This is a genomic window from Nonomuraea monospora (assembly GCF_039531895.1).
Classification (GTDB): Bacteria; Actinomycetota; Actinomycetes; order Streptosporangiales; family Streptosporangiaceae; genus Nonomuraea; species Nonomuraea monospora.
Genome location: NZ_BAAAQX010000014.1, coordinates 69,200 through 80,860 on the forward strand (window position 1 = coordinate 69,200; position 11,661 = coordinate 80,860).

Here is an 11,661-nt window from a genome sequence, read left to right on the forward strand (position 1 = left end):
AAGGGCGGGGCCGGGTGAACCGGCCCCGCCCTTCTCATCGCTACTTGCGCCTGAGGATCTTGTTGCCCAGCCACACCAGCGGGTCGTACTTGCGGTCCACCACGCGCTCCTTCATCGGGATCAGCGCGTTGTCAGTGATCTTGATGTGCTCGGGGCAGACCTCGGTGCAGCACTTGGTGATGTTGCAGTAGCCGAGCCCGTGCTCCTCCTGGGCCTCCTCCTGCCGGTCCGCCACGTCGTACGGGTGCATGTCCAGCTCGGCGATCCGCATGAGGAAGCGGGGACCGGAGAAGTTGGTCTTGTTCTCCTCGTGGTCGCGGATCACGTGGCAGACGTTGTTGCACATGAAGCACTCGATGCACTTGCGGAACTCCTGCGAGCGCTCCACGTCGATCTGCTTCATCCGGTACTCGCCCGGCTGCACCCCGCTCGGCGGCGTGAAGGAGGGCACCTCCCGGGCCTTCTGGTAGTTGTAGGAGACGTCGGTGACGAGGTCCTTGATGACGGGGAACGTCCGCATCGGCGTGACCGTGATGGTCTCGTCCTCGGAGAAGGTGGACATCCGGGTCATGCAGCCGAGCCGCGGCTTGCCGTTGATCTCCATGCTGCACGAGCCGCACTTGCCCGCCTTGCAGTTCCACCGGACGGCGAGGTCGGGCGCCTGGGTGGCCTGGAGGCGGTGGATGATGTCGAGGACGACCTCGCCCTCGTTCACCTCCACCGTGAAGTCCTCGAGCCTGCCCTCGCCGCCCTCACCGCGCCAGACCTTGAACTTTGCCTTGTAGCTCATGACTTCGCTATCCCGTCGAACTCGGCCATCTCTTCGTCGGTGAGGTACTTCTGCAGCTCGTCCCGGTCGAACAGGGTGATCAGGTCGTCGCGCATCGGCGGCTGTTCCTGCTCCTCCACCTTTACGGAGGAGCCGTCCTGCGTGGAGCAGACGAGCAGCTTGCGGCGCCAGCCGGGGTTCATGCCGGGGAAGTCGTCGCGGGTGTGCCCGCCGCGGCTCTCCTCGCGCTTGAGCGCGGCGCGCGCCACGCACTCCGACACCAGCACCATGTTGCGCAGGTCGATCGCGAGGTGCCAGCCGGGGTTGTAGATGCGCGAGCCGGCCGCGCCGACCATGCGCACGCGCTCCTTGAGCTTCTCCACGACGCCGAGGGCTTCGGTGATCTCCTCGGCCTTGCGGATGATGCCGACCAGGTCGTTCATGGTGCGCTGGAGCTCGTGGTGCACCTCGTACGGGTTCTCGCCGCTGCGGTCGAGCGGCGCCAGCGCCTCTTCCCTGGCGGACTCCACCTGCTCGGGCAGCACCTTGGGCCTGGCCTTGAGCGAGTCCACGTACGTGGCCGCGCCCGCGCCCGCCCTGCGCCCGAACACCAGCAGGTCGGACAGCGAGTTGCCGCCCAGCCGGTTGGAGCCGTGCATGCCGCCGGAGACCTCGCCGGCCGCGAACAGGCCGGGCACGGCCGCCGCGCCGCTGTCGGCGTCCACCTCGACGCCGCCCATGATGTAGTGGCAGGTGGGGCCCACCTGCATGGGCTCGGCGGTGATGTCGACGTCGGCCAGCTCCTTGAACTGGTGGTGCATCGACGGCAGCCGCTTCTTGATCTCCTCGGCGGGCAGCCGGGTGGAGACGTCGAGGAACACGCCGCCCTGGGGCGAGCCGCGCCCGGCCTTCACCTCGGCGTTGATCGCGCGGGCCACCTCGTCACGCGGCAGCAGCTCCGGGGGGCGGCGGTTGTTGGCCTGGTCGGTGTACCAGCGGTCGCCCTCCTCCTCGGTGGTGGCGTACTTGTCCCTGAAGACGTCCGGGATGTAGTCGAACATGAAGCGCTTGCCCTCGGAGTTGCGCAGCACTCCGCCGTCGCCGCGGACGGACTCGGTGACGAGGATGCCGCGCACGGAGGGCGGCCAGACCATCCCGGTGGGGTGGAACTGGATGAACTCCATGTTGATCAGGTTCGCGCCGGCGAGCAGGGCCAGCGCGTGGCCGTCGCCGGTGTACTCCCAGGAGTTGGACGTGACGACGTAGGACTTGCCGATGCCGCCGGTGGCGAGCACCACGGCGGGGGCGTCGAAGAGCACGAAGTTGCCGGTCTCGCGCCAGTAGCCGAACGCGCCGGAGATCGCGTCGCCGTCCTTGAGCAGCCGGGTGACGGTGCACTCGGCGAAGACCTTGATGTAGGCCTCGTAGTCGCCGTGCGTCTCGTAGTCCTCCTGCTGGAGGGCGACGACGCGCTGCTGCAGCGTGCGGATGAGCTCCAGCCCGGTACGGTCGCCCACGTGTGCGAGCCGCGGGTACTCGTGCCCGCCGAAGTTCCGCTGGCTGATCTTGCCGTCCTTGGTGCGGTCGAACAGCGCTCCCCAGGCCTCCAGCTCCCACACCCGGTCGGGGGCCTCCTTGGCGTGCAGCTCGGCCATCCGCCAGTTGTTGAGGAACTTGCCGCCCCGCATGGTGTCACGGAAGTGCACCATCCAGTTGTCGTCGGGGTTGACGTTGCCCATCGCGGCGGCGGCGCCGCCCTCGGCCATGACCGTGTGCGCCTTGCCGAACAGCGACTTGCAGACGATCGCCGTGCGCTTGCCCTGCTGGCGGGCCTCGATGGCGGCTCGCAGGCCGGCGCCGCCCGCGCCGATGACGACGACGTCGTACTCGTGGCGCTCTGTGTTGTGCGTGTTTTCCACTGAAAGCTGTCCTTACGCGTACGGGAAGGCGATGATGCCCTTGGCCACCAGGCGGACGTACAGGTCGGCGCCCATGACGGAGAACATCGAGGCCCACGCGAGGGGTTGGTGCTTGGCGTTGAGCTTGGAGACGAACGTCCAGGCCCGGTACCGCAGCGGGTGGCGGGAGAAGTGGTTGAGGCGTCCCGCGGTGATGTGCCGGCAGGAGTGGCACGACAGCGTGTAGGCGTTGATCAGCACCGCGTTGGCGATCAGGACCCACGAGCCCAGGCCGAGCGGCTTGTGCACGAGCGCCAGGATGGCGTCGTAGGCCAGGATCAGGCCGATCACGATGGCGCCGTAGAAGAAGTACCGGTGGATGTTCTGCAGGATGAGCGGGAAGCGCCGCTCACCGGTGTACTTGCCGTGCGGCTCCTGCACCGCGCACGCCGGCGGGGACAGCCAGAACGAGCGGTAGTAGGACTTGCGGTAGTAGTAGCAGGTCAGCCGGAAGCCGCCGGGCAGGCCGAGGATGATCAGGCCGGGCGGCAGGGCGTACCAGTCGCCGATCGGCGCCCAGCCCAGGAAGCGCGCGCCCTCCTCGCAGGAGGTCGCCAGGCAGGGCGAGGCGAACGGGGCGATGTAGGGATCGACGAAGTAGCTGGTGTCGATGATGGCCCATACACCGTAGATGAGGAACGAGCTGAGCCCGAGGAATGTCAGGAGCGGGGCCAGCCACCATCTGTCTGTGCGCAGGGTGCGCACCTTGACTTGCGCACGCTGCCGTCGGACCGGAGCGTCGGGCGTCGTCTGGGTCATCGCGGACCTCTCCACCTCCCGCGGACCCTTCTGCGCAGGGGGTCCGGGTTTCGTTTCGCTGGGCGCGCTCATACGGCGGAATCCCGCTCGGGCGCGCGTTGGTGGGGGATACGTTACGACGACAGGATCGAGATTTGTGAGCGGGGTCACTCACTTTTTCGATGACTGACTGTGATTCCTGTCACGTACGCGCGTCAGGCCGCTACCCCTGCACCGGCAACTTCACCACAGTCACGAAAAAATCATCAATTTGCCGGACAACACGGATAAATTGCTCGAAATCCACCGGTTTCGAGACATATGCGTTGGCGTGCAGGCGGTAACTGTGCAGGATGTCCTCCTCCGCCTCCGACGTCGTCAGGATCACCACCGGGATCGTCCTGAGCATCACGTCCGCCTTCACCTCACGCAGCACCTCCATCCCGCCCATCCGCGGCAGGTTCAGGTCCAGCAGGATCAGGTCGGGCCGCGGCGCCTGCGCGTAGCCCTCGTCCTGGCGCAGGAACGCCATCGCCTGCTCGCCGTCGTTGACCACGTGCAGCCGGTTGCGCACCTTGTTCAGGTCGAAGGCCTCCTTGGTGAGCAGGATGTCGCCCTGGTCGTCCTCCACCAGGAGCACCTCGATCGGCCGCCAGCCGTTCATCGATCACTCGCCTCCACCACGGGTAGCGTCCAGCGGAACGTGGCGCCGTGGCCGCCGGAGCCGGAGTCGCCGTCGAGCCAGAGCTGCCCGCCGTGATACTCGACGATCTTCCGGCACAGGGCAAGCCCGATGCCGGTCCCTGGATACACGTCGCGCGGGTGCAGGCGCTGGAAGATGAGGAAGATGCGGTCGGCGTACTTGGGCTCGACCCCGATGCCGTTGTCGGCGCAACTGAACTCCCACAGGTCGCCGTCGCGCCTGACCCCGATGTGCACGCGCGGCGGCTCCTCCGAGCGGAACTTGACGGCGTTCTCGATCAGGTTCTGGAAGAGCTGGGTGAGCTGCAGCTCGTTGCCGTGGACGCGGGGCAGCTCGTCGCGGGTGACGGTGGCGCCGGAGTCCTCGATCGTGGCCGAGAGGTTGTCGAGCGCCCGGTCCAGCGTCTCGCCGGAGTCGATCTCGCCCTTCTCGCCGGTCACCCGGCCGACCCTGGAGAAGTCGAGCAGGTCGTTGATGAGCAGTTGCATGCGCTTGGCGCCGTCCACGGCGAAGTGGATGTACTGCCTGGCCCGCTCGTCGAGCTGCGGGCCGTAGCGCTGCTCCAGCATCTGGGTGAAGCTGGCCACCTTGCGCAGCGGCTCCTGGAGGTCGTGGCTGGCCACGTACGCGAACTGCTCCAGCTCCCCGTTCGACCTGCGCAGCTCCTCCGTCTGGTCGGTGGCCACCCGCCAGGCCGCCACGATGCGGGCGCGCATGGAGTCGATGTGGCTGGACAGCTCCGCCAGCTCCGCCGGGCGGTCGACGTGCAGGTCGTGGTCGAAGTCGCCGCCCGCGACCGTGCGGACCTGGGCGGTGAGCTGGTCGATCGGCTTGAGCACCGCGTACCGCACCACCGACGCCAGCGCCACGCCCAGCGCCAGCAGCAGGGCGAACACCACGATCAGGGCCGCGTTCAGCCGGTCGAGCTGGGCGGCCACGTCGGGGCGCGGGTTGAGCGCCTCCGCCTGGCTGCTCATCGTCATGACGATCGCGACCCCGGCGGCGAACGTGACGGCCGCCAGCGCCCCGATCACCACGAACCAGCGGGCGACCGGCAGCCTGCCCAGCCCCGTGGGCGCCTTGGGCGGCGGCAGCGGGTGAATGCTCATCCAGTTCTCCTCCGCAACATGACCACCGCCAGGTCGTCGCTCAACGTGCCCACATGGGTGATGAGCCGGTCGAGGTCGATGGCGCCGTGCTCGCGTACCAGCTCCACCAGGCCGTCCACGCCCAGGAACTTGCTGGGCTCGCCCACGGCCGCCTCGATCAGGCCGTCGGTGTAGAGCATCATCGACCACTGCCCGCCGAGCGGGACGTCGATCACCGACCACGACGCGTCAGGGAAGATGCCCAGCGGCGGCCCCGACGGCGTGCCCTGCACCACCTCGACCGCGCCGTCGCGCACCAGCACGGGAGGCGGGTGACCGACCACCCGCATCCTGGCCGAGCACAGGTCAGGGCTGATCGTGGCCATGCACAGGGTGGTGAAGATCTCGGGCGCCTTGCGCTCCGCCCGCAACAGCGTGTCGAGCGTACGCAGCAGCGTGTCACCCGTCTGCCCGGCCAGCACCAGCGTGCGCCAGGCGATGCGCAGCGCCACCCCCAGCGCGGCCTCGTCGGGGCCGTGCCCGCACACGTCGCCGACCATGACGTGCACCGAGCCGTCCGGCGTCTGCACGGTGTCGAAGAAGTCGCCGGCCAGCGTGCCGCCGCTGCCCGGCAGGTAGCGGGTCATGTGCTCGATGGCGGTGGTACGCAGCAGCGGGTCGGGCAGCAGGGCGCCCTCCAGCCGGGCGTTCTCCTTGGCCGTCAGCTCCGCCTTGACGAGCTTGAGCTGCGCCAGGTCGGCGCGTTTGCGTTCCATCGCGTACCTGATCGAGCGGACCAGCAGCCGCGCGTCCACATCGCCCTTGACCAGGTAGTCCTGCGCGCCCGACTGGACGGCCGAGACGCCGACGTGCACGTCCCTCAGCCCGGTGAGCACCAGCACGGCCGTGTGCGGTGAGGCGATCGCCAGCACCTCGTCCAGCGCCTCCAGGCGGCTGGCGTCCGGCAGGGAGAGATCGACGAGCACGCACTGGATCTGGGAGGTCAGCTTCGTCCTGGCCTCGCTCAGGCTCCGCGCCCGGAAGATCCGGGGCGGCGCCATGGCCTGCTTCAGCAACTCCTCGACAAGGAAGGCGTCTCCGTCGTCGTCCTCGATGAGCAGCAGCGTCAGCGTCTCCGAGAGATTTGCCGTCAAAACGCCTCTCAGGGTTGTGCGTTCTTGTTGCTCATTCTGCGATGAGCGCCACCCCTTGTGGAAGCGTGCCTTCGTGACCGGCCTCGACCACGAACGCCAGCAGCGTCTCCCTGAACGCCTGCGCGGCCCTCGTCGGCTCGACGTCCTTGCGGTGGGCCAGCGCGATCGTACGGCTCAGCCCCGGCGGCGCCAGCGGCGTGCCCAGCAGACCGGGCCGGCCGTCGAGCACCATCGAGGGCACCACCGCCACCCCCAGCCCCGCCTCCACGAACCGCAGCACCGCGTCCATCTCGCCGCCCTGCACCGCGAACCGCGGCTCGAACCCGGCCTGCCGGCACGCCGTCAGCGTGGCCTCCCGCAGGTCGTAGCCGCGCCTGAACATCACCATCGGCCTGCCGCGCAGGTCCTCGATGTGCAGGTACGGGCCCTTGATCTGCTCGTGCGACGGCGAGACGACCACCAGGTTCTCGCGCAGGATCTCCTCGGTCACCAGCGCGGGGTCGTCGCTCTGCAGCGGCATGATGATCAGCGACAGGTCGAGCTGCCCCCTGGCCAGCGCCCTGACCAGGTCGCGCGAGCCGCCCTCCTCGACCAGCAGCTCGATGCCCGGGTACGCGCGGTGGAAGCGGGCCAGCGCGTCGGCCAGCAGCCCCGCGCACAGCGACGGCGTGGCGCCCAGCCGCACCCGGCCCCGGCGCAGCCCGGCGAGCTGGGCCACCTCCTGCCTGGCGGTGTCGGCGTCGGCCAGGATGCGGCGGGCCAGCGGCAGCAGCGCCTCACCGGCGGCCGTCAGCGTGACGTTGCCGCGCGCCCGGGAGAACAGCCGGGCGCCGAGATCGTCCTCCAGCGCCTTGATCTGCTTGCTGAGCGACGGCTGGGCGACCCGCATGCGCTCGGCCGCCTGGGTGAAGTGCCGGGTCTCCGCCACCGCCACGAAGTACGCGAGCTGCTGAAACTGCATGTGATATTCCTCGCACCGGCGCGGCGTAAGCGGCCGGTAAAAGCCGCGCCTGCCCACATCATAGCCTTAGGCTATCGAAACCAAGCCCATCATGACTTGGACGGATCATCGCTGGATACCTAGCGTTTAAACGTGACTGCCACGATAGAGCGCGGCTCCGCCACCGCGCCTGTTAACACCCCTGCTTCCAAGAAGACTCCAACGCCGAAGAAGCCAGGCGGGTTCCTGAGCTCGTCCAACGGCAAGAAAGTCGTCATGGCCGTCACGGGCGCCGTGATGGTGAGCTTTCTCGTGCTGCACATGCTGGGCAACCTGAAGATCTTCTTCGGCCGTGACTCCTTCAACGAGTACGCCCACTGGCTGCGCACGCTGCTGGAGCCGTTCGCGCCGTACCGCACGATCCTGACTCTTCTGGAGATCGGCCTCGTCATCGCGGTCGTCCTGCACATGTGGGCCGCGATCTCGCTGTCCCGCCGCGCGGGCAAGGCCAGGCCCGTCAAGTACGTGGCCAAGAAGTCGCAGGCGAACGGCTACGCCACGCACATCATGCGATGGGGCGGCGTGACGATCGTGCTCTTCGTGATCTGGCACCTGCTCGACCTGACCTTCGGCGTCGTCAACCCGGCGGGCACCGCCTCGTCCGCGGCCGACCGGATGATCGACGGCTTCGACCCGTCCCGCTGGTGGGTCACGCTCATCTACGTCGTGGCCGTCGCCATGGTCGGCCTGCACCTGCGCCACGGCGTCTGGAGCGCCTTCCAGACCCTCGGCTGGGCCAACAAGGACCGCAACAAGGCGCTGCGCGCCACCGCCGGGCTGCTCTCCCTCGTCCTGGTGATCGGCTTCCTGGTCCCGCCCCTCGCGATCACGTTCGGAGTTGTCAAGTGAAGTACACCGAAGGTTCCGAGATCAGGGACACCAAGGCGCCCGAAGGGCCCATCGAGGAGCGGTGGGAGAAGCGCAAGTTCAGCGCCAAGCTGGTCAACCCGGCCAACAAGCGCAAGCTCAACGTGATCGTCGTCGGCACCGGCCTGGCGGGCGGCTCGGCCGCGGCGACCCTGGGCGAGCTGGGCTACAACGTCAAGTCCTTCTGCTACCAGGACTCCCCGCGCCGCGCCCACTCCATCGCCGCGCAGGGCGGCATCAACGCCGCCAAGAACTACCGCGGCGACGGCGACTCCATCTACCGCCTCTTCTACGACACCGTGAAGGGCGGCGACTTCCGCGCCCGCGAGTCGAACGTCTACCGCCTCGCGCAGGTCTCCGTGAACATCATCGACCAGGCCGTGGCCCAGGGCGTGCCGTTCGCCCGCGAGTACGGCGGCCTGCTCGACACCCGCTCCTTCGGCGGAGCCCAGGTCTCCCGCACCTTCTACGCCCGCGGCCAGACGGGACAGCAGCTCCTGCTCGGCGCCTACCAGGCGCTGGAGCGCCAGGTCGCGGCCGGAACCGTCGAGATGCACACCCGGCACGAGATGCTCGACCTGATCATCTCCGACGGGCGGGCGCGCGGCGTCATCGTGCGCGACATGGTCACCGGCGAGATCGAGCGCCACCTCGCCGACGCCGTCGTCCTCGCCACCGGCGGCTACGGGAACGTGTTCTTCCTGTCCACCAACGCCAAGGGCTGCAACACCACCGCCATCTGGCGGGCGCACGAGCGCGGCGCGTACTTCGCCAACCCCTGCTACACGCAGATCCACCCGACCTGCATCCCGGTGTCCGGCGAGTACCAGTCGAAGCTGACGCTCATGTCGGAGTCGCTGCGCAACGACGGCCGCGTCTGGGTGCCGCTGCGCAAGAACGACGAGCGCGCCCCCGGCGACATCCCCGAGGAGGAGCGCGACTACTACCTGGAGCGCATCTACCCGAGCTTCGGCAACCTGGTGCCGCGCGACATCGCCTCCCGCGCCGCCAAGAACGTCTGCGACGAGGGCCGCGGCGTCGGCCCCGGCGGCCTGGGTGTCTACCTGGACTTCCGGGACGCGATCAACCGCCTCGGCCGCGACGCCGTCGAGAAGAAGTACGGCAACCTCTTCGAGATGTACGAGCGCATCACCGGCGAGAACCCGTACGACGTGCCGATGCGCATCTACCCCGCCGTGCACTACACGATGGGCGGCCTGTGGGTGGACTACGACCTGCAGTCCACGATCCCCGGCCTGTTCGTCATCGGCGAGGCCAACTTCTCCGACCACGGCGCCAACCGCCTCGGCGCGTCCGCGCTGATGCAGGGCCTCGCCGACGGATATTTCGTGCTACCGACCACCATCGGCGACTACCTCGCCAACGGCCCCTACGGGGACGTGGACGAGGAGGCCGTGGCCGAAGCCGAGATCAAGGTCCGTACCAGGATCGACCGGCTGCTCGCCGTCAACGGCACCCGCACCCCCGACTCCTTCCACCGCGAGCTCGGCAAGCTCATGTGGGACTACTGCGGCATGGAGCGCACCGAGGAGTCGCTGCGCAAGGCCCTGGAGCGCATCCCCGAGCTGCGCGAGGAGTTCTGGCAGAACGTCAAGGTGTCCGGCACCGCCGAAGAGCTCAACCAGGTGCTCGAGAAGGCCGGCCGGGTGGCCGACTTCTTCGACCTGGCCGAGCTGATGTGCCTGGACGCCCTCGTCCGTACGGAGTCCTGCGGCGGCCACTTCCGCGCCGAGTCGCAGGACGCTGACGGCGAGGCGCTGCGCGACGACGAGCATTTCGCGCACGTCTCGGCCTGGGAGCACTCCCCTGAGGGGCCGGTGCTGCACAAGGAAGAGCTCGAGTACGAGTACGTCAAGATGACCCAGCGGAGCTACAAGTGAATCTGACCCTGCGCGTATGGCGTCAGAGCGGACCCTCGGACAAGGGCCGCATGGTGACGTACAAGGTTGAGGACGTGTCCCCGGACATGTCGTTCCTGGAGATGCTGGACGTCCTCAACGAGAAGCTGATCCTCGAAGGCGACGACCCGATCGCCTTCGACCACGACTGCCGCGAAGGCATCTGCGGCATGTGCGGCATGGTCATCAACGGCGTCGCCCACGGCGAACAGCGCGCCACCACGACCTGCCAGCTCCACATGCGGCACTTCGAGGACGGCGCCGAGATCACCATCGAGCCTTGGCGCGCGGCACCGTTCCCGGTGGTCAAGGATCTGGTGGTGGACCGGAGCGCGTTCGACCGCATCATCCAGGCGGGGGGCTTCGTGTCCGTGCCGGCCGGGTCCGCGCCGGACGCCCACAGCGTTCCTGTGCGGAAGGAGGCTGCGGACTCCGCCTTCGACGCGGCCACCTGTATCGGGTGTGGGGCTTGTGTCGCTGCCTGCCCGAACGGGTCCGCGTCCCTCTTCACCGCAGCCAAGATCACCCACCTCAGCTTGCTGCCGCAGGGGCAGCCTGAGCGGCTGACCCGGGCCAAGGCGATGGTGGACCAGATGGACGCTGAGGGCTTTGGCGGCTGCACCAACACTGGAGAGTGCACGGCGGTTTGCCCGAAGGGGATTCCGCTGGACACCATCGCCCAGATGAACAGCGACTACCTCAAGGCCAACGCCAAGTAGGTGGGCCGGGCTCGCCCACCCGTTGCCCGTTTGAGTGGGTCACCGTCTGATGCCCGCCCCGCACAAAGGGCTTCGCCCTGGCGGGCATCAGGCTGTTTTTGATTGTGGCGCCTCGCGGCGCACCCCACGCCTTCGGCGACTCGGCCCACCCCTTACCCGTGTAGGTGGTGGGCCGTCGAATGCCCACCCTGACCGTGGGGGGCCGGAGTCGCTGGTTCATGTAGGGATCTGGGTTCTTACCCACCGATGACGTGTTCTTCGAAAGCCTGGCCGGTGGCTTCGGCAGAAGGGTCACTCAGGCTTCGAGCGCTTCGCCTGCTCGGCCTCTATTTCCTTGCGTTCTTCGGGAGTAGTGACAAAGCTACCCATGCCAGGCTCTGTACGGATCAGTCCGTCGGCACGAAGCGCCCGCATGACCTTCTGCCCGGTGACATTGGCGATCCCGAACTCCTCGATGAGGTCCACCAAGGACGGGATGCGTTCCCCCGCCCTGTACTCACCCCTGCGAATGCGCTCGGCGATGATCGCGTGAACTCGCCGCCACCGGGCCTGATTCACCTGCAACTCCACCACCGCAGCAACCCTAGGGCGGCGTGCTCCGAGAGGCGATGGATAGCGCGCCATGGCACGCCATCCATCGCCTGCTATGGCTTCGGAAACGTACGGTGCCTGCCATGACGCCTTCAGAGCTTCGCGCCCTCGCGCTCGGCCAGTGCGTGAGCCAACACGTCCCTACACTCCGGGCA

Annotated in this window: 11 protein-coding genes; 3 read left to right on the forward strand and 8 right to left on the reverse strand. The window is 68.1% G+C overall.

Translation table 11 applies throughout. The features are described 5' to 3' along the window. Window positions 1-40: 40 nt before the first annotated feature. The 7 genes from ABD331_RS26485 to ABD331_RS26515 form a co-directional block, all read right to left on the reverse strand. On the reverse strand, window positions 41-790 hold the full coding sequence (locus ABD331_RS26485; RefSeq protein WP_344479875.1) for a succinate dehydrogenase/fumarate reductase iron-sulfur subunit: 750 nt from the start codon (window positions 788-790) through the stop codon (window positions 41-43). Next, window positions 787-2,688, reverse strand: coding sequence for a fumarate reductase/succinate dehydrogenase flavoprotein subunit (locus ABD331_RS26490; RefSeq protein ID WP_344479878.1), 1,902 nt, complete (start codon window positions 2,686-2,688; stop codon window positions 787-789). Before ABD331_RS26490 ends, ABD331_RS26485 begins: the two co-directional genes overlap by 4 nt. Window positions 2,689-2,700: 12 nt before the next feature. Further along, on the reverse strand, window positions 2,701-3,486 hold the full coding sequence (locus ABD331_RS26495; protein WP_344479880.1) for a hypothetical protein: 786 nt from the start codon (window positions 3,484-3,486) through the stop codon (window positions 2,701-2,703). A 202-nt stretch (window positions 3,487-3,688) separates the two neighbouring features. Then, window positions 3,689-4,129 carry a response regulator gene (locus tag ABD331_RS26500; protein WP_344479882.1) on the reverse strand — a complete coding sequence of 147 codons (441 nt, stop codon included), beginning with the start codon at window positions 4,127-4,129 and terminating at the stop codon, window positions 3,689-3,691. After that, window positions 4,126-5,277 (reverse strand): sensor histidine kinase, encoded by a 1,152-nt coding sequence (locus ABD331_RS26505; RefSeq protein ID WP_344479885.1) that lies wholly within the window; start codon window positions 5,275-5,277, stop codon window positions 4,126-4,128. The genes ABD331_RS26500 and ABD331_RS26505 overlap by 4 nt, the downstream gene beginning before the upstream one ends. Continuing rightward, window positions 5,274-6,410 carry a PP2C family protein-serine/threonine phosphatase gene (locus tag ABD331_RS26510; protein WP_344479887.1) on the reverse strand — a complete coding sequence of 379 codons (1,137 nt, stop codon included), beginning with the start codon at window positions 6,408-6,410 and terminating at the stop codon, window positions 5,274-5,276. The genes ABD331_RS26505 and ABD331_RS26510 overlap by 4 nt, the downstream gene beginning before the upstream one ends. Window positions 6,411-6,441: 31 nt before the next feature. Next, complete coding sequence (locus ABD331_RS26515) at window positions 6,442-7,371, reverse strand: LysR family transcriptional regulator (RefSeq protein WP_344479889.1); 930 nt, start codon at window positions 7,369-7,371, stop codon at window positions 6,442-6,444. 132 nt (window positions 7,372-7,503) lie between these two features. Here ABD331_RS26515 and ABD331_RS26520 point away from each other — a divergent pair, with 132 nt between their 5' ends. Genes ABD331_RS26520 through ABD331_RS26530 form a run of 3 tightly spaced genes read left to right on the forward strand, consistent with a single transcriptional unit; the run spans window position 7,504 to window position 10,915 of the window. Then, complete coding sequence (locus tag ABD331_RS26520) at window positions 7,504-8,259, forward strand: succinate dehydrogenase cytochrome b subunit (protein WP_344479891.1); 756 nt, start codon at window positions 7,504-7,506, stop codon at window positions 8,257-8,259. After that, window positions 8,256-10,178, forward strand: a complete 1,923-nt coding sequence (locus tag ABD331_RS26525) for a fumarate reductase/succinate dehydrogenase flavoprotein subunit (protein ID WP_344479893.1) — start codon at window positions 8,256-8,258, stop codon at window positions 10,176-10,178. Before ABD331_RS26520 ends, ABD331_RS26525 begins: the two co-directional genes overlap by 4 nt. After that, on the forward strand, window positions 10,175-10,915 hold the full coding sequence (locus tag ABD331_RS26530) for a succinate dehydrogenase/fumarate reductase iron-sulfur subunit (RefSeq protein WP_344479895.1): 741 nt from the start codon (window positions 10,175-10,177) through the stop codon (window positions 10,913-10,915). Before ABD331_RS26525 ends, ABD331_RS26530 begins: the two co-directional genes overlap by 4 nt. 291 nt (window positions 10,916-11,206) lie before the next feature. On the opposite strand, the gene ABD331_RS26535 is transcribed toward ABD331_RS26530, so the two are convergent. After that, window positions 11,207-11,488, reverse strand: coding sequence for a GntR family transcriptional regulator (locus tag ABD331_RS26535; protein WP_344479897.1), 282 nt, complete (start codon window positions 11,486-11,488; stop codon window positions 11,207-11,209). Window positions 11,489-11,661 lie beyond the last annotated feature (173 nt).

Coding starts and splice junctions, on each gene's coding strand:
- ABD331_RS26485 (WP_344479875.1), bottom strand. CDS start 790: ATGAGCTACAAGGCAAAGTTCAAGGTCTGGCGCGGTGAGGGCGGCGAG.
- ABD331_RS26495 (WP_344479880.1), bottom strand. CDS start 3,486: ATGACCCAGACGACGCCCGACGCTCCGGTCCGACGGCAGCGTGCGCAA.
- ABD331_RS26500 (WP_344479882.1), bottom strand. CDS start 4,129: ATGAACGGCTGGCGGCCGATCGAGGTGCTCCTGGTGGAGGACGACCAG.
- ABD331_RS26505 (WP_344479885.1), bottom strand. CDS start 5,277: ATGAGCATTCACCCGCTGCCGCCGCCCAAGGCGCCCACGGGGCTGGGC.
- ABD331_RS26515 (WP_344479889.1), bottom strand. CDS start 7,371: ATGCAGTTTCAGCAGCTCGCGTACTTCGTGGCGGTGGCGGAGACCCGG.